This is a genomic window from Paraburkholderia sp. GAS38, assembly GCF_050434965.1.
GTDB lineage: Bacteria > Pseudomonadota > Gammaproteobacteria > Burkholderiales > Burkholderiaceae > Paraburkholderia > Paraburkholderia phenazinium_A.
Genome location: NZ_JBNDJO010000018.1, coordinates 40,856 through 57,165, shown reverse-complemented (window position 1 = coordinate 57,165; position 16,310 = coordinate 40,856). Strand labels below are relative to the sequence as shown.

17 protein-coding genes are annotated in these 16,310 nt (G+C 64.9%); 6 read left to right on the top strand and 11 right to left on the bottom strand.

Annotated features, from left to right (window positions below):
- Window positions 1-298: 298 nt before the first annotated feature.
- Entirely contained in the window at window positions 299-1,171 is an 873-nt protein-coding gene (locus P3T42_RS31995; protein WP_429308333.1) for a LysR family transcriptional regulator, read from the bottom strand.
- Window positions 1,172-1,352: 181 nt separating this feature from the next.
- Here P3T42_RS31995 and P3T42_RS31990 point away from each other — a divergent pair, with 181 nt between their 5' ends.
- The 5 genes from P3T42_RS31990 to P3T42_RS31970 all read left to right on the top strand — a co-directional run bounded on the left by P3T42_RS31990 (window position 1,353) and on the right by P3T42_RS31970 (window position 5,909).
- Window positions 1,353-1,787, top strand: coding sequence for a VOC family protein (locus tag P3T42_RS31990; RefSeq protein ID WP_074296423.1), 435 nt, complete (start codon window positions 1,353-1,355; stop codon window positions 1,785-1,787).
- 22 nt (window positions 1,788-1,809) lie between these two features.
- Entirely contained in the window at window positions 1,810-2,571 is a 762-nt protein-coding gene (gene pxpB, locus P3T42_RS31985) for a 5-oxoprolinase subunit PxpB (protein ID WP_429308332.1), read from the top strand.
- Window positions 2,568-3,542 carry a biotin-dependent carboxyltransferase family protein gene (locus P3T42_RS31980; protein WP_429308331.1) on the top strand — a complete coding sequence of 325 codons (975 nt, stop codon included), beginning with the start codon at window positions 2,568-2,570 and terminating at the stop codon, window positions 3,540-3,542. The genes pxpB and P3T42_RS31980 overlap by 4 nt, the downstream gene beginning before the upstream one ends.
- 166 nt (window positions 3,543-3,708) lie before the next feature.
- Complete coding sequence (locus P3T42_RS31975; protein WP_083640405.1) at window positions 3,709-5,031, top strand: MFS transporter; 1,323 nt, start codon at window positions 3,709-3,711, stop codon at window positions 5,029-5,031.
- A gap of 53 nt (window positions 5,032-5,084) precedes the next feature.
- Window positions 5,085-5,909, top strand: coding sequence for a putative hydro-lyase (locus tag P3T42_RS31970; RefSeq protein ID WP_429308330.1), 825 nt, complete (start codon window positions 5,085-5,087; stop codon window positions 5,907-5,909).
- Window positions 5,910-5,928: 19 nt separating this feature from the next.
- Here P3T42_RS31970 and P3T42_RS31965 read toward each other — a convergent pair whose 3' ends face one another.
- The 9 genes from P3T42_RS31965 to P3T42_RS31925 are packed head-to-tail and all read right to left on the bottom strand — an operon-like array spanning window position 5,929 to window position 14,225.
- Window positions 5,929-6,282 (bottom strand): RidA family protein, encoded by a 354-nt coding sequence (locus P3T42_RS31965; protein WP_074296427.1) that lies wholly within the window; start codon window positions 6,280-6,282, stop codon window positions 5,929-5,931.
- A gap of 43 nt (window positions 6,283-6,325) precedes the next feature.
- Window positions 6,326-7,474, bottom strand: a complete 1,149-nt coding sequence (locus P3T42_RS31960; protein ID WP_429308329.1) for an NAD(P)/FAD-dependent oxidoreductase — start codon at window positions 7,472-7,474, stop codon at window positions 6,326-6,328.
- Entirely contained in the window at window positions 7,467-8,861 is a 1,395-nt protein-coding gene (locus tag P3T42_RS31955) for an FAD-dependent oxidoreductase (RefSeq protein ID WP_429308328.1), read from the bottom strand. Before P3T42_RS31955 ends, P3T42_RS31960 begins: the two co-directional genes overlap by 8 nt.
- Complete coding sequence (locus P3T42_RS31950) at window positions 8,851-9,213, bottom strand: (2Fe-2S)-binding protein (protein WP_074296430.1); 363 nt, start codon at window positions 9,211-9,213, stop codon at window positions 8,851-8,853. The genes P3T42_RS31955 and P3T42_RS31950 overlap by 11 nt, the downstream gene beginning before the upstream one ends.
- Window positions 9,214-9,236: 23 nt before the next feature.
- On the bottom strand, window positions 9,237-10,376 hold the full coding sequence (locus P3T42_RS31945) for an NAD(P)/FAD-dependent oxidoreductase (RefSeq protein WP_429308327.1): 1,140 nt from the start codon (window positions 10,374-10,376) through the stop codon (window positions 9,237-9,239).
- Window positions 10,373-11,170 (bottom strand): ABC transporter permease, encoded by a 798-nt coding sequence (locus tag P3T42_RS31940; protein WP_429308326.1) that lies wholly within the window; start codon window positions 11,168-11,170, stop codon window positions 10,373-10,375. Before P3T42_RS31940 ends, P3T42_RS31945 begins: the two co-directional genes overlap by 4 nt.
- Window positions 11,171-11,183: 13 nt before the next feature.
- A complete protein-coding gene (locus tag P3T42_RS31935) occupies window positions 11,184-12,056 on the bottom strand; it encodes an ABC transporter permease (protein ID WP_074296433.1) in 873 nt (290 codons plus the stop codon).
- Complete coding sequence (locus P3T42_RS31930; RefSeq protein ID WP_074296434.1) at window positions 12,043-13,113, bottom strand: ABC transporter ATP-binding protein; 1,071 nt, start codon at window positions 13,111-13,113, stop codon at window positions 12,043-12,045. Before P3T42_RS31930 ends, P3T42_RS31935 begins: the two co-directional genes overlap by 14 nt.
- Before the next feature lie 32 nt (window positions 13,114-13,145).
- The gene (locus P3T42_RS31925; RefSeq protein WP_074296435.1) at window positions 13,146-14,225 is read right to left on the bottom strand and encodes an ABC transporter substrate-binding protein; all 1,080 of its coding nucleotides are present in this window, start codon (window positions 14,223-14,225) and stop codon (window positions 13,146-13,148) included.
- Window positions 14,226-14,362: 137 nt separating this feature from the next.
- On the opposite strand from P3T42_RS31925, the gene P3T42_RS31920 reads away from it, so the two are divergent.
- Window positions 14,363-15,286, top strand: a complete 924-nt coding sequence (locus P3T42_RS31920) for a LysR substrate-binding domain-containing protein (RefSeq protein ID WP_074297555.1) — start codon at window positions 14,363-14,365, stop codon at window positions 15,284-15,286.
- Window positions 15,287-15,352: 66 nt separating this feature from the next.
- On the opposite strand, the gene P3T42_RS31915 is transcribed toward P3T42_RS31920, so the two are convergent.
- Window positions 15,353-16,300: a dihydrodipicolinate synthase family protein gene (locus P3T42_RS31915; RefSeq protein WP_429308325.1), complete on the bottom strand. Its 948-nt coding sequence runs from the start codon at window positions 16,298-16,300 to the stop codon at window positions 15,353-15,355.
- Window positions 16,301-16,310 lie beyond the last annotated feature (10 nt).

Here is a 16,310-nt window from a genome sequence, read left to right as displayed (position 1 = left end):
CCGTCCGCTCGGGTCCAGCCACCGAAATGAGCGTACACGCGGCAATTAAAAGAGTAAATGCAATGACCATGCCATCACCAGCGGCGTTTACCCGAGCCGTCATTACGTCTGAAATAAGCCTCTTAAGCCCTTTATATTCAGGGCCCCGGCTCTTCCATCCATATTTTTCAAGCCCGCAACCCGCCCTTCCAGCAAACAGCGCGTCGCACCACAAAAAACATTTACACACTATAAATGCACACTGAGTGGGATCGGCCCACGCTTGGTGCACGGCGCACAGCTTAACTCCAATACGACCTTAACCCCGTGCGCCTGTCACGCGGCTAAGGCATTCGGCGAAATCGGCCGCCGCGGTTTGCGGGTTGCGGCTGCTCCGTTCCACCAGCCCGACTTCGCGAACGAACGCGTCATCGTCAAGCGGCAAGGCGGCAACGGTCTTCGGCATATGAAGCCCCGCAGCCTGCGGCACGAGCGCAACACCGACGCCTTGCGCCACCAGCCCGATGATGCCCTGCAACTCGTCAAGCTCGACGACGTCGTGCACCGTCACGCGAATCCTCCGCAGAAAGCGCTCCACTAACCGGCCGCCAAACGAGTTGCGATCGTAGCGGATGAAGGGCTCCGATTTGAGCAGCGAACGCCACGGACGATCGGCCAGCTCGCGCCGCACCAACAACGCGAACGGCTCCGCCATCAACGTGCGCCACTTCAACTCGGCCGGCAGCGCAAACGGCGGCTTGATGATCACCGCGACATCCACCTCGCCCGAATCCACCTGCGCCAGCAGATTGAGCGACACGCCCGGTATGACCCGAATGCGCCAGCCCGGCGAATCCTCGCGAAACCGCTGAATGGCGTTGACCAGAAACGACCCTTGCGCCGAAGCGATGGCCCCTACCCGCAGCAGGCCCGACTGTTCCGCCGCGCCGCCGCGATCGGCCAGGCGCGCATAGACCGAGAGCAGTTCTTCCGCCACTTCGACGGTCCGCTTGCCTGCCGCGTTGAGCGTCGCGGAGCGGCCGGTTCGATCGAACAGCGCAAAACCCAGATCTTCCTCCAGACGCTGGATCTGCGCGCTCACCGCCGATTGCGTCAAGCCGATGTGCGAGCCCGCGCCCGCAAACGTGCCGTAACGCACCACGGCCAGGAAGGTCTTGAGCTCGCGCATCATGATGGAATTGATCGATTTTGTTGTTGCTGAGGGCAAAAATATATCGTTATTCGACTATTTTTGTCATCCCTAGACTGGTTTGCATGGCGCGGACCTAGCGTGACGCGCCACGACGACGGCGCCGTACGGCGCCTGCTCGAAGGCAGACGAACTGCCATTTGAACCATCTCAGGACCCCAATATGAACGACATCACCAGCGCCGTGCCTCCCTTTCATCTGGCCTTTCCGGTCCATAGCATTGCGGCTGCCCGCGAGTTTTACGGCGACCTGCTCGGTTGCCCCGAAGGCCGTAGCGCGGAAGACTGGGTCGATTTCAACTTCTACGGCCATCAGATCGTGGCCCATCTCTCGCCTGATGAAGTCGGTCACCGCAAGACTAGCGCTGTGGATGGCGACGCGGTTCCCGTCCGCCATTTCGGCGTCGTGTTGCCGATGGATCAATGGCAAGCCGCGGCGAAAAAGCTCACGGCGGCCGGCCTGTCATTCATTATCGAACCGCACATTCGCTTCAAGGGCGAAGTGGGCGAGCAAGCCACGATGTTCTTCCTCGATCCGTCGGGTAACGCGCTCGAGATGAAGGCCTTCGCAAACATCGCGTCGTTGTTCGCCAAGTAGGCCGGCGCACATGAGCACCGCCATGCCCCTGAATCGCGCGGCAGCGAACGCCGCGTCCGATGCGGCCGAATGGACCCTTCATGCGTCGGGCGAGCGTTTGCTGATCGTCGAGTTGCAGGCGAAAGATCGCGTCGCGGCGAATCGGCGTGCGCGCGATTTCGCCGCGCGCATCGGCGCTGAGAACCTGCCGTACATCAGCGACATCGTGCCGGCCATGACGACCGTCGGTATTCACTACTCGCCCAGTCGGGTTCCGCTCGTGAGAGAGGGGCAAGCGCCCTATGAGGCGCTCGTCGAGACGCTGAACCGGCTGCTCGCCAGCGTCGCCGCCTCACAGAGCGCTGCAGCGCGCGTGGTCGAGATTCCGGTTTGTTATGGCGGCGAACATGGGCCCGATCTCGAAGATGTCGCCCGCGCTTGCGGCCTGTCCGTCGCGGAAGTCATCGAGCTTCACAGTGGCGCGCTGGTGGACGTGATGATGCTCGGCTTTGCACCCGGGCATCCTTACATCGGCATGTTCGACGAACAGTTGAGCCCTGCGCGGCGTGCGACGCCCAGGACCGCTGTCGCGGCCGGGTCGATTGGACTGGCCAACCGGCAAACGGTCATCTATCCGTTGACGCTTCCCGGCGGCTGGAATCTGATTGGCCGCACCCCGCTCACCTTGTTCGACCCGGCGCGAGAAGCGCCCTGTCTCGTCGACGCAGGCGACCAGATCCGCTTCGTGCCGATCACACCAGCGCAGTTCGACACCCTGAGCCCGACAACCGGAGTGCAGCGATGAGCATCGAAGTCATCAAACCCGGGGCGCTGAGCACCTTTCAGGACCTTGGCCGCACCGGCTATCAACATCTGGGCATTCCGGTCAACGGGGTGATGGATGAGCGCGCCCATCGGCTGGCCAATGCGCTCGTCGGCAACCTGCCGCAGGGCGCAACGCTCGAGATCACCTTGATGGGACCGGTGCTCAAGTTTCATCATGAGGCCGTGATCGCGATCAGTGGTGCTGATCTCGGCGCACGAATCGAGGGCGAGCCTCTCGCGCTCGATCAGGTCGCCGTCGTCGCGGCGGGCAGCGAACTGTCGTTCGGCAAGCGCAGTGCCGGACTGCGCGCCTACCTGGCAGTGCGAGGCGGATTCGCCGTCGATGCGGCGATGGGCAGCGCCAGTACCTATACCCGTGGCGGCTACGGCGGTCATGCAGGACGTCCGCTGAAGAAAGGCGATCTGCTCGAGACGGGTCCGTATGTTCAGTCCAGCAAACTGGCCAGGCTGGCCCAGGTGGCCAAAAGCCTGAGCAGCGCGTTCGACGACGCGGTCGCGCTCCCACCCGACGCGCCGATACGCGTGATCCCCGGGCGCGAGTGGACTTACTTCTCGTCGCATGCCCGCCAGGCACTCGAAGCCGCACCGTATCGCATCTCGCCCCAGTCCGACCGGATGGGCTACCGCCTCGAAGGCGAGAAGCTCGAACTGACCGAGCCGCGCGAAGTGGTTTCGGAAGCGGTTAGCTTCGGTTCGATTCAGGTGCCGGCCGACGGTCAGCCGATCATCCTCATGGCGGATCGGCAAACGACGGGCGGCTACCCGAAGATCGGCCACGTTTGTGCGGTCGACCTGCCGCGTCTCGCGCAAAAGATGCCCGGCGAGACCATTCGGCTCAAAGTCGTCGATCTGGGTACGGCCCAGCGCCTGATGCTGTCGCAGGAACGCAGCTTCACGGCGCTGGAGCAGCATTGCCGGACATCGACGTGAACGCGCCGGCGTTCGCATTCGGGCCGCGCGGCACAACCCAGCAACAGATTGGGGCTGCGCAGACCTGATTGTCCGGACGGAATTTCGAGTAACACGCTTTGGCATTAATTAAGACAACTTATCTATCTCGCTTGCCTCTCACGCGTCACTTACCCTGGAACCGAACATGTCCAACGCCTCAACCGCAAACCTGAATGTGGACGCGCCGCCTTCGACGGCGTCGGCCAGACATGCCACCCACAAGGCCGCGATGGCCGCAGCCGCCGGCACGGCAATCGAGTACTACGAATTCGGCGTCTACGGGTACATGGCGGCCATTATCGGGCCGCTCTTTTTCCCGGCGGACAACGCCACGGCCGCCTTGCTCTCGGTCCTCGCCATCTTCGGCAGCGCGTTTCTGATGCGCCCGGTTGGGGGCATCGTGCTGGGCCGGCTCGGGGACAAGCTGGGGCGCCGCAGCGTCCTGCTCGTGACGGTGATCGGCATGGGCGTCGCCACCGTGGCGGTTGGGTTGCTGCCCACGGCCTCGGTCGCCGGCGTGCTCGCCCCGGTCGCGCTTCTGCTGGTCCGGCTTGCACAAGGCTTCTTCTCCGGCGCGGAAGTGACCGGCGCCGCCGCGTATGTGGCGGAATGCGCCCCACGCGGCCGGCGCGGTTTCTACGGTGCGGCGACGCCTGTGGGCGTCGCGCTCGGCGGCGCGCTGGCCGCGGCCGTCTGCGGTTTGACGACCGGCTTGATGAGCACCGCGCAACTGCACGCCTGGGGCTGGCGCATTCCATTTCTGATGGCGTTGCCGCTGGTTCTGCTGTCGGCGTTCGTGCGCCAACGGATCGAGGAATCCGCCGCGTTCAGGAAGAGTCTCGAAACCAGCCAGCCCGTCAAGGCGCCGTTGAAAGAGGTCTTCGCGCATCACCGCGCCGCGCTGCTCAAAGTGTTCCTGATCTCGTTCGGCCAGAATGCCGGCTACTGGGTGGGCTTTGTGTTCATGAACATCTACATGATCACCTACCTGAAGTACGACAAGACGAGCGTCTACTGGACGATGTCGGCAGTCAGCCTCACGATGGCGCTTCTGATGCCGGTCTGGGGTGGCCTGTCCGACCGCATTGGCCGCCGCAAGGTGCTCGCCATCGGCTTTACCGCATACATCGTGCTCGTCTTCCCCATGATGATGCTGATGAACCACCAGAACCTCGCGCTGGCGGTTCTCGCGATGTTTATCGTTGCACTGCCGATGCCCATTGTGCAATCGGTGGGCTACCCCACTTACGCTGAACAGTTTCCCACCCGCGTTCGCTACACAGGCATGGCGTTCAGCTTCAACTTCGGCGCAATGCTCGGCGGTGGCGTCACCCCGTATATCGCCACTGCATTGATCGGCCATACCGGCAACCTGCTGAGCCCGGCATTCCTGCTGGTCGGCGCGGCAATCGTCGGGCTTCTGACGCTGACCCGGACCCGCGAAACCGCGGATGAATCGTTGCAGTAAAGCCTCGTCGCATCGTTTGCAATCCGAATCAATCGCAAGGGAAGTTCCGTCGTATGAATGACGTCACGAGCAAGCCGCCTGAAACTTCGCCGCCGCTGGCATGGGCGTTCACCCCGCAGGGCGCCCGCGCCGGAATCCGCGCGGGTTTCAATGGCAACACGAGCGGCATGGCGCCGGGCTACGCGCAAGGCAACCTGGTGATCCTGCCGCGCGACTGGGCGGACGAATTCGCGAGTTACTGCCGGGCCAATCCCACGCCGTGTCCGTTGATCGGCATGACGGAAGTGGGCGAGAGCCTCGTCCCCATGCTCGGCGACAACGTGGACCTGCGCACGGACCTGCCGCGCTATCGGGTATGGCGCGACGGCGTGCTAGTGCAGGAACGCGACGACATCGCGGCGATCTGGCAGGACGATTTCGTCGGCTTTGTGCTGGGTTGCTCGCTGTCGTTCGAACATGCGCTGGAGTTGGCCGGCTTGCGCGTGCGCCATGTCGACGAAGGTAAGGTGGTCCCCATGTATCGCACGGCCCTTCAGACGCAACCGGTTGGGCGATTTCACGGCCCGATGGTCGTATCGATGCGGCCTTATACGCCGCAAGAGGCCGAGATTGCCTACGAGGTCTGCGCGAAGCTGCCGGGCGCACACGGCGCACCCGTCCATATGGGCGACCCGAGCGCGATCGGGATTCGGGATGTCGCCGTTCCGGACGAAGGCGAACCGACGGCGATCCTCGCGGGCGAACAACCTGTCTTCTGGGGCTGCGGCGTGACGCCTCAAGCGGCGGCCATGGAGGCGCGTCCGCCCATTTGCATCACGCACGCGCCGGGCCACATGCTGGTGTGCGATGTGCGAGTGGAAGACCTGAGGCTTCTCTAGTCCCCTCGCACCATGCCGCTCAGCCGAGCGCGATGACCGCGATTTCCACCAGCAGATCGGGGGCGGCCAACTTCGATTCCACCGTCGCGCGAGTCGGTGCGCAGCCCGGCGCAACCCAGGCGTCCCACACTTCGTTCATCGAAGCAAAGTCGCGGGCGATATCGGCCAGCCAGACTTGCGCGGACAGCAGCCGCGTTTTGTCGATGCCGGCCTGCGCGAGAAACGCGTCGATCTTCGCGAGCACCTGCTGCGTTTGGCCTTTCACGTCGAGCGTGCGGTCATTCGAAGTCTGCCCGCCGACGAACACCAGCCCCGCCGCTTTCACGACCCGGCTCATGCGCTGACTGCTTTCGATTCTCACGATCTCATCCATACCTGTTCCCTTTCAAGTTGAATCCGGGCGCCGGGTGGCGCCGTTATCCTTCGTCCGCCGATTCTTGAACCGGCCCAAAGCGATCAATAGCAAACGCATCCAGCGGTAACGACGCGACACCGTCCAGCACCAGTTCCGACACCAGCTTGCCGCAGCCGGGACCAAGCTGAAAACCGCTGCCGCAATAGCCGAACGAGTACGTCAGGTTCGATGCCCGGCGGCTCGGCGAAATCACCGGCAACGAGTCGCTGGTGAACGCTTCCACGCCCGCCCACGCGCGATTGATGCCCAGATGGCGCAGATGCGGAAACAGGTCGACCACGGTGTTGGCGCTTCTGACGAGGCGGGCGAAATCCACTTCGCCATGACGCCCCGGCAAATCGGCAATCCCGATCAGCTTGCCGCCGATCACTACCGTGCCGTTGTCGAACTGTTTGAACGACAGCGGCCGACCCGTTGCGCCAAGCGTCGAGCGGCAGAACGGCGCGACCCGATGCGTGACCATCAGCATCAGCCCTTCCGGGTAGACCGGCACCGGCTCGCCGACCTGCTGCGCGAGTTCACCGGCCCACGCACCGGCCGTGATGACGAGGTGCCCTGCCGAAAACACACCCGCCGGTGTCTGCGCATACCAGCGCTCACCGCGCTGTTCGATGCGGCCAACCGGCGTGCCTTCATGAAACACCGCCCCGCGAGCCTGCGCCGCACGGCGAAACGCAGTGGTCGCCCGATACGGCAGCGCGTAGCCATCCTGTTCGACCCAGATCGCGCCGGCCACATGCGGCGCGAGCGCCGGCTCGAGTTCGCGCACGCTCGCGCGGTCGATAATCTTCTCGTGCGTAAAGCCCTGCGCCTCGAGCGACGCGACGCGCTCGCGGCACTCGTCGAGTTCGGCCTCGCTCTCGGCAATCTTCATCTGGCCCGACGCGACAAAACCCGCGTCGTCGCCGATGGTCTCGACGAGGTTGTGCCAGATCTCGCGCGACATCAGCGCCAGCGGGATTTCCGGCAACGGCCGGCCGAGCGTGCGCACCCCGCCGGCATTCACGCCCGACGAATGGCGGCCCACGTAGTCGGCTTCGAGCACCGTCACGCGCACGCCACGGCTCGCGAGATGAAACGCGCTGCTCGATCCGTGCAGCCCGCCGCCGATCACGAGCACGTCCGCTTCCTGAACGGCGGCGCTATTCACCGGCGAGTTCTCCGAGCGTGAGCGGCTTGATCGGCGGGCGGATGCGGTAATAACCCACGGTTGCCGGCGGCACCTTGCGCGCATCGGCGATCACTTCGGTCACGGTCAGCCCGCACATGCGCCCCTGGCACGGTCCCATCCCGCAGCGGCCGAACGACTTGGCCTGATTGGGCCCCTCGCAACCCAGCGCCACGATGCGGCGCACTTCCCCGGCGGAGACCTCTTCGCAACGGCAGACCAGCACGTCGTCCTGCGGCACGCGATTCTCGTCGCGCGGCCGGTACAGGCTGTCGAGGAACGGACGGATGCGCCGCGCCTCGGCCAGCTTGCGCAGCGGCGCCGTCGCGTCGCGATCGCGCGTAGGTTGATCGATGGCGCCGAGTTGCGCCGCAATCGCCAGCGCGGTCACTTCGCCCTGCGCTCGCGCGGCCTGGGCCCCGGCGATGCCGCTGCCGTCTCCGGCGACGAAGATGCCGCTCACGTCGAGTTCGCCCCATGCATCGGTTTGCGGCGTGAAGCACAATTGCGCGTCGTCCCAGCGATGCGACGCACGCAACGACCAGGTGAACTGCGTATTCGGCACCACCCCCTGATGCAACAGAATGACGTTGGCTTCGACGCGCTGCGGCACGCCGCGCACGGAAAAACTCAACGCATGCGCCCGTTCGGTCCCATCCTCGCCCGGTGCGCCTTCGATACGCAGATCGTCCGCAGCCTCATGGACCGGCACGCCCGCCTCGCGCAACGTACGGATCAATTGCAGGCCCTTACGCAGATCGGGCCACGCACGCAACGCCGACACGAGGTGCCGCTTGGCACGCCAACGGTCCTCGTTGCGCGTGGTATCGATTAGCGCGCGAATCGGCACGCCGGCTCGCACGTATTGCCAGCCGAGCAGGTAGAGCAGCGGGCCGCAGCCGACCAGCACCGGCGGCTCCGTCGGCACTTCACCGGCACTTTTCAGCAGGATCTGCGCAGCGCCGGCCGTCAGCACACCCGGCAACGTCCAGCCGGGAATCGGGAACGGCCGCTCGAGCGCGCCGGTCGCGAGGACGACGCGCTTCGCTTCGAAGCTGCCTACGCTGCCCTCCTTCAGGTAATGCACCGAGCGTTCGCGTGTGACTTGCCAGACCGAAGCGTTAGGTACATAGGCCGCGCCGCTGCGCGCGAACTCGGCGGCAAGCGCGGCGCCGGCGGCATAGTCCGGGCCGAGAATCTCACGACGCTGCGCATCGCTGCGCTCGATTGCCCGATAGATCTGTCCGCCGACCGCCTCCTGCTCGTCGAGCAGGACCACGGACAGACCCGCCTGAGCGAGCCGCGTCGCACAGGCAAGCCCAGCAGGCCCGGCGCCGATCACGGCGACATCCACCTGATCAGCGGCCATGAGCATTCTCCTCGCTGACGTGCGACGGCTCGAACGGCAGATCGCGCGCGCCTTCCTGCGAATGAATCCGCATGCCGTCCTGCACCGTCACCAGACAACTTTGCCGGCTCGGCACGCCGTCGATCTCGACGAGACATTCGAAACAGGCGCCCATCATGCAATACGGCGCACGCGCTGCGCCCGTAACCGGTGTTGCGCGGAAGCGCTGCACGCCCGCAGCCAGCAGCGCGGCGGCCACCGAGCGGCCACCTGGCACGGCGAGCGGCTGGTCGTTGAACCAGATCTGGACAGTGGCGTCGGCAACAGCGGGCGCACGCGGGGCGAGCACTCTGAAAAGCGGTTTGGAAGTCATATCAGAACGGAATGGAACATTTATCAAGCATGGCTAAGGATCTGGCCGGCGGCGCGAAACCGGTCGCCGGGAAACGCGTCCAGCTCGTCGGGCATCGCCCCGCCGGCGATCCACGGCGCCACGCGCAGCGCGTGCGCAGCAGCGAGGGTCACGCCGCTGTGACAGGTGACGACAAACGCCCCCGGATACTGCGACGACTGCTCGTAGATCGGAAAGCCATCGGGGCTGTACACACGCAATGCCGCCCACATGCGCACCAGCCGGACCTCCTTCAGCAGCGGGAAGGCGCGCACGCCGCGGCGGGCGATCGTCGACAGCACGTCCGTGGTCGTGAAGTCGTTAAAGCCGACCTCCTCCATCGAATCGCCGAACTGCACGGACCCCTCATCGGTCTGCCGCACGTTGATGGTGGGGTAATGCAGGAACGGCGCGACGCGCTCGCTGACGAGTATCTGGCCGCGATTCGGCGCCACCGGGGCATGCAGTCCGAGCTGCGGCGCCAGCGCGCGATTGCCGAGGCCCGCGGCCAGCACGATGCGCGGCGCGCGCCACACCCCGAGCTTGCCGTGAGCCGCGAAGCCCCCCGCTTCCGGCGCGATCCGGCTGATCTGACTGCTGCCGATGAGCGTCACGCCGCGCCGCTGCATCGACTGGTGCAGCGCCCGCAGCAGCTTGAGCGGATTCACGTGGCCGTCCATCGGCGTATAGCTCGCGCCGACCACCGCGGGGCCGACCGCGGGCAAACGCTCGCGCAGCGCTTTGGCGTCCAGCAGTTGATACGGATAGTCGCCGCCCAGCTCCGCTTGCAATGTAGAGAGGCGCTTCTCGCGTTCGGCCAGCTCCTCGTCCGAGAAGCACAAATGAAAACCACCCGGCTGCCGCAACGACACGTCGACGCCGGAGTCCTCGAGCAGGGCCGCCGCGAGTGCGGGCCAACGCTGCGCGGAACTGCGCGACCAGCGCGCGTACGGCGACAGGCCGTAGCCCTTGCCCTGCACCCACACCAGACCGAAGTTGCCGCGCGACGCGCGAAAACCGCCGTCGCCTTCGTCGAGCACCGTGACCCTGGCGCCTTCTCTCGCCAGCCCGTACGCCACCGCCGTACCGACCAGGCCGCCGCCTACCACCAGCACATCGGGGCTTTCGGCCGTATGACCTCTCATCGTGTTTCTCCGATCAGGACGCGGTCCAGACCGACCATGCGGTCCAGCACCAGCATCAGGACGACCGTGCCGACGATCAACACGGTCGACACGGAGGCCACCAGCGGATCGATCGTCTGCGCGATCTGGTTGTACATCGCGACGGGCAGCGTGGTCGTGCCAGGCGTCGCGACAAAAATCGTCATGGTCAATTCATCGAAGCTCTGGATGAAGGACAACACCCAGCCTCCGACCACACCGGTGCGTATCATCGGCAGCACGACGCGGCGAAACGCCGTGAAGCGGCTCGCCCCGCACGATAAAGCGGCCCGCTCCGCATCGCGATCGAGCCCGACCGCCGACGATAGCGCGAGCCGTAACGCGTATGGCACCACGATGATCACGTGCGTCGCGCACAGCGCCCAGAACGAGCCGCCGAGTCCGAGCAGGCTCAGAAAGCGCAGGAACGCAATGCCGAGCACGACAGCGGGAATCATCATCGGCGAGAGGAAGAAGCCGGTCAACGCGCCGCGGCCCGGAAAGCGATAGCGCGCGATCGCCAGCGCCGCGGGCACCGCGAGCGCCACGCCGAGCGTGGCCGCTACGAGCGCGAGGCGGATCGACAGCCAGAAGGCGTCGACGATGTCCTCGTTCTGCAGAATCGCCCTGAACCAGCGCAGCGAGGCGCCGTCGAACGGCATCGAGATATAGCCCTTGTCGGTGAACGACACCGCGATCACCACGACGAGCGGCGCGAGGATAAACGCGAGAAACAGCGCGTTGAACACCAGGCCCCAGAATCCGTTCTGCTTCATGGCGGCCTCCGCGTCAGTCGAAGATATGCTTGAAACGGCGTTCGGCCAGCCGGCTGCAGCCCATCACGATCGCCACGTTGGCGATCAGCAGCAGCACGGCAATCGTCGCGCCGAGCGGCCAGTTGAGGGTGCCGAGGAACTCGTCGTAGGCCGCGGTCGCGACCACCTTCAGACGCCGGCCGCCGATCAGCGCCGGTGTGGCGAACGCCGAAGCGGACAGCGCGAACACAATGATCGAACCGGACAACACGCCTGGCAAGATCTGCGGCAGCACAACGCGCCGGAATACCCGCAACGGCGAGCCGCCCAGCGACAGGCCGGCCCATTCGACCTGCGGGTCGAGCTTTTGCAGCGTGGCCCAGACCGACATCACCATGAAGGGCACCAGCACGTGCGTCAGCGCGATCACCACGCCCGTCATCGTGAAGACGAGGCGGATCGGTTCGGAGGTGAGATGCAGCGCCTGCAGCGCGTTGTTCAGGACTCCGTTGTTGCCGAGCAGGATCTGCCAGCCCAGCGTGCGCACCACCACCGAGATCAGCAGCGGCCCCAGCACGATCAGCAGGCACACAGACTGCCACGGCCGCTTCATGCGCGCGAGCACAATCGTCTCAGGCACGCCGAGCACGATGCATAGCCCGGTCACCGCGAAGGCGAGTCCTGCGGTACGCGCGAAGATCGCGCCGTAGTACGGGTCGGTGATAACCCGCAGGTAATTCGACAAGGTGTAGGCGGCGAGGGTACCCTGCGTGTCGCTGAAGACGTGAAACGACAGCACGAGGGTCAGCACCAGCGGCACCAGCAGCAAGGCGCCGAACAGCAGGAGCGCCGGTGCGGACAGCAGCCACGGCGCCGCGCCGGCGCGGTCCTGATCAAGCGTGGCCATTGCCGGGTTCCTTTGCGAGCATGCGCAGGTCGTCGTCGGACCACACGAGGCCAACGTGTTCGCCTTCTTCCGGCGGCGGCGCACCGAAGTTCGGCTGCGCCACGCTCAGGCGGCCGAGACCGGTATCGACCTGCAACAGCCACTGGTTACCAACGAACACCCGCGTCGTGATACAGCCGGTGGCGCGCGCATCGGCGCCGGCCAGACGGACTTTCTCCGGGCGGATGTAGACGTTCACCTCGCCTTGCGCGGGCCGCCCTTCGTGCGGCACCTTGAGCGTCGTACCCGCCACGTCCACTTCGGCGCAGCGGCCGTTACGGCGCACCACCGCGCCCGGCAGCAAGTTGGTCTTGCCGAGGAAGGTCGACGCGAAAGGCGTCTCAGGCCGCTCGTAGGCTTCGAACGGCGTGCTCAGTTGCGCGATCGTGCCGCGATGCATCACCGCAATGCGATCGCTCATGGTCATCGCTTCGACCTGATCGTGCGTGACGAGGATCGTCGTGATGCCGAGACGCTTCTGGATGGCACGTAGCTCGATGTGCATTTCCTCGCGCAGCTTGGCGTCGAGATTGGACATCGGTTCGTCGAGCAACAGCAGTTCGGGCTGCATCGCCAGCGCGCGGGCAATCGCCACGCGCTGCCGCTGGCCGCCCGAGAGCTCCTTCGGATAACGGCTTCCCAAACCGCTCAGACGTACCAGTTCGAGCGCTTCGGCCACCCGTTCGGCGCGCGCCGCCCGCTTCATGTTGCGCATCTCGAGACCGAAACCCACATTGCCGTCGACGGTCATATGCGGGAACAGCGCGTAGCTCTGGAACACCACCCCCATGCCGCGTTTCTCGGGCCGCTCATGGGTGATGTCGCGCCCGTCGAGCGTGATCGTGCCGGTGCTCGGCGTGACGAAGCCGGCCACCATCTGCAGGGTCGTGGTCTTACCGCAACCGGACGGCCCAAGCAGCGACAGGAACTCCCCTCGCTCCACATCAAGGTCGATCTGTTCGATCGCGGTGAAATCGCCGTAGCGCTTCGAAATGCCTTTGAGTGTCAGGAAACTCATGTGCGTCCCTGGTGGGTGGGCGAATTCAGCATTCAGCGCTCGACGCTGCGATTCCAGCGTTCGGTCCACTCGGCGCGGTGCTGGTTGATCGTCGTCCAGTCGACCGCGATCAGCTTCGCGACCTGGTCCGGGCCATACGGCACGCGCGCCGCGACATCGGGCGCCAGCTTGACCGTCTTGTTGACCGGGCCGAGCCCCATCGCCTGCGCCTGGGTGGCCTGCACCTGCGGGCTCAACAGATACTGGATGAACTGCTGCGACAGCGCCGGCTGCGCGTTCTCGACCACGGGGCACGCCGCCACCTGCAAGGCGATGCCGCCTTCTTTCGGATAAAGGAACTTCAGCGGAAAGCCCGTGTTCTGCAGCGCAACCGCACGGCCGCTGCCATACGGCGCGAGGATCACGTCGCCGTTCTGCATCAGGCCGTCCATCTCGCCTGGCGTCGGCGCCCACGACAGCACGTTCGGCGCGACCTGTGTCGTCATCGCGGTGAAACCCGGGTCGATATTCTTCTCGCCGCCGCCGTTCATGCGCGCCAGCATCACGAGTGCGTGCAGGCCGTACGTGTTGGTGATCGGCGGCACACCGAGCTTGCCCTTCAGGCGCTTGTCGGTCAGCACGCTCCATGAATCGGGCGGCGGCAGGCCCATCTTCTTGAACGCTTCTTCGTTATAGCCGATCCCCGTGGCGACCATGCCGACCCCGACTGCATTCGGTCCAAGCCGCGCGAGCGGATACAGGTCGTTCATGACCGGCGCGTCGTCGACTTTCGAGCACAAACCCATCTGCATGGCCTGGTACATCGGACCATCGTCCATCACGGCGACGTTGATCTGCTCATGGCCCTTCTGCGCCTGCAGCTTGGCGAGCGTATCGCTCGAATTGCCCGCTACGTAGACGATCTTGACGTTGTGCGCCTTTTCGAACGCCGGGATGATCGTCTGCCGATACATCTGTTCATTCGAGCCGCCGACGTTGGCCACGTAAAGCGTCGCCTCGGCGTGCGCCAGCAGCGGTCCGCACAACGCGCCGGCCCCGGCGAGCGCGGCCAGCAACGGACGCCATGAGGAACGGAACGACGACGGACGACGGCTTCGCTGCGGGTGTCTCATGTGCATTTCTCCAGTCGATACACTGCCGGCAATTGCGGGGGATAGGTGTGAGCGAAATTAATTCTGTCGATCTAAGTGCATAACGTCCAATACGAATAAAATAACGATCCATACCGATCTGATATGGGTTGCGTTCGATGAATCTGAAGCACATTGAAGCGTTTCGCGCGGTCATGCTGGCCGGCTCCATGACCGCGGCGGCCAAGGAGTTGTTCACTTCGCAACCGAACATCAGCCGGCTCATCACCCAGCTCGAACGCGAAACCGGACTGCTGCTGTTCCAGCGCAGCGGCGTCAGACTGATCCCCACCAGCGAAGGCAACGCCTTCTTTCGCGAGGTCGAACGCGCCTATGTCGGCCTGCAGGGGCTCAGCAACGCCGCGGCGCAGATCAAGAATCTGGGTAGCGGGCGCTTGCGCATTGCAGCAATGCCCTCAGCCGGTTTGACGCTGGTGCCGCACGTGATCAAACGCTTCCAGGCGTTGCGCCCGGAGGTCACCGTTTCGCTGCACGTGAATACCTCGGGCACCATCAATCATTGGACCTCCTCACAGTTTTGCGATCTGGGCGTGGCGGTGTACCGCAGTGAAGCGTCAACCTGCGAAGTGGAAATGCTGTCGGAGGTCGCGGCCGTCTGCGTCATGCCGGCGGGCCATCGGCTGGCGAAGAAGCGCGTGCTCAAGGCTGAAGACTTTCAGGGCGAGCCGTTTATCTCGCTCTGTCATGGAGACGGCACGCGGGCGCAAATGGATGAGGCCTTCGACCGCGTGGGGGTGGAACGGGTGCTCGCCATCGAAGCGCAGTATTCGGCGATCTGTTGCGAGATGGTGCGCTGCGGAATGGGCGTGACGCTCGCGCACCCTATCGTCGCGCGTGACTTTGCGGGGCCCGAAGTCGAAATCCGGCCGTTCAAGCCTTCGGTGATGTTCCCCACGTATCTGCTGTTTCCGCCGCATCAGCCGCGCGATCGCCTGACGCTCGAGTTCGTCGACCTGCTGCGCCAGGAGCACAACGAGTTGCTGGAGAACCTGGAAAAGCCGCGGCGCGCGAGCCGGCGCTGAGCCGCCCGCGCCGCAGACTAGCGTGCAGCAACGGCGCGGTGCCCGGCGAAGCTGCAGCGCCCGAATCTACAACGCTGCAATCCGCGCGCGAAAGTGTTCGGTCCCGGCGACGATCTTGTCGAGCACGGCGTCCAGTGCCCAGAAGCGTTCGCGCACGTCGTAATCGATCGCGCGGCAACGGATCGAAGCAAACGTGCCGATACGCTGATGGTAGATCTTCGCGAGCGCCGGATAACCGAGCGCTTCCGAGACCGCCGCGACCACCAGAAACGTCGACAGCTCTTCGGCCAGCGCGGGATTCTGAGCGCTGTGGTGGCGCAGCCAGTGATACAGATCCGGGTGGAAGTTGGTGAAGACGCCGTTGAAACCGGCCGAACCTGCTTTCATCGCATCCCATGCGATCGCGGCGTTCGCATTGAGGATCTTCAGTGGCGAGCCCTCAGCCAACGCGACGCGTCGCTTCACGGTGGCGAGATCGCAACTCACGTCCTTGAGCATCACAAAGCGGCCGGTGTCGATACAGGCCTGCAGTTCTTCATCGGACAGTAACCGGCGATACGGCGCAGGACATTCGTAAAGACCGAGCGGGACCCCGGCCGGCAGACGCGCCAGCAAACGCTGCAGGTTGGCGAGGAAGGTCGCCGTGCCTTCGCGTTTCGGGTCGAGCCGGTTCGTCACCAGCACCACGCCTTGCGTCCCGGAGGCCGCGGCGGCGTTCAGTTCTTCGGCCTGCGCGTCGGGATCGTCGCTGATGTGACCGGACGCCACCACTGGCACGCGGCCCGCCACCTTGTCCACCACGAAGCGCGCCAGCGCGCTGCGTTCGGCGAGGCTCAGGAACTGCATCTCGCTCGATTGCGCGACCGCGAACAAAGCGTCCGCTCCGTGTTGCAGATACCACTCGATCAGACGTTCGAGTCCGGCGTAGTCGATTGCGCCTTTATCGTCGAACGGCGTCAGCATCACCGGAACGATCCCTTCAATGACACCCGCGGTCTTCGGTGTATGACCCATCAAGCTCTCC

Bases quoted from the DNA above. Each gene is read 5' to 3' on its own strand.
- P3T42_RS31995 (WP_429308333.1), bottom strand. From the start codon at position 1,171: ATGATGCGCGAGCTCAAGACCTTCCTGGCCGTGGTGCGTTACGGCACG.
- P3T42_RS31990 (WP_074296423.1), top strand. From the start codon at position 1,353: ATGAACGACATCACCAGCGCCGTGCCTCCCTTTCATCTGGCCTTTCCG.
- pxpB (WP_429308332.1), top strand. From the start codon at position 1,810: ATGCCCCTGAATCGCGCGGCAGCGAACGCCGCGTCCGATGCGGCCGAA.
- P3T42_RS31980 (WP_429308331.1), top strand. From the start codon at position 2,568: ATGAGCATCGAAGTCATCAAACCCGGGGCGCTGAGCACCTTTCAGGAC.
- P3T42_RS31975 (WP_083640405.1), top strand. From the start codon at position 3,709: ATGTCCAACGCCTCAACCGCAAACCTGAATGTGGACGCGCCGCCTTCG.
- P3T42_RS31970 (WP_429308330.1), top strand. From the start codon at position 5,085: ATGAATGACGTCACGAGCAAGCCGCCTGAAACTTCGCCGCCGCTGGCA.
- P3T42_RS31965 (WP_074296427.1), bottom strand. From the start codon at position 6,282: ATGGATGAGATCGTGAGAATCGAAAGCAGTCAGCGCATGAGCCGGGTC.
- P3T42_RS31955 (WP_429308328.1), bottom strand. From the start codon at position 8,861: ATGGCCGCTGATCAGGTGGATGTCGCCGTGATCGGCGCCGGGCCTGCT.
- P3T42_RS31950 (WP_074296430.1), bottom strand. From the start codon at position 9,213: ATGACTTCCAAACCGCTTTTCAGAGTGCTCGCCCCGCGTGCGCCCGCT.
- P3T42_RS31945 (WP_429308327.1), bottom strand. From the start codon at position 10,376: ATGAGAGGTCATACGGCCGAAAGCCCCGATGTGCTGGTGGTAGGCGGC.
- P3T42_RS31940 (WP_429308326.1), bottom strand. From the start codon at position 11,170: ATGAAGCAGAACGGATTCTGGGGCCTGGTGTTCAACGCGCTGTTTCTC.
- P3T42_RS31935 (WP_074296433.1), bottom strand. From the start codon at position 12,056: ATGGCCACGCTTGATCAGGACCGCGCCGGCGCGGCGCCGTGGCTGCTG.
- P3T42_RS31930 (WP_074296434.1), bottom strand. From the start codon at position 13,113: ATGAGTTTCCTGACACTCAAAGGCATTTCGAAGCGCTACGGCGATTTC.
- P3T42_RS31925 (WP_074296435.1), bottom strand. From the start codon at position 14,225: ATGAGACACCCGCAGCGAAGCCGTCGTCCGTCGTCGTTCCGTTCCTCA.
- P3T42_RS31920 (WP_074297555.1), top strand. From the start codon at position 14,363: ATGAATCTGAAGCACATTGAAGCGTTTCGCGCGGTCATGCTGGCCGGC.
- P3T42_RS31915 (WP_429308325.1), bottom strand. From the start codon at position 16,300: ATGGGTCATACACCGAAGACCGCGGGTGTCATTGAAGGGATCGTTCCG.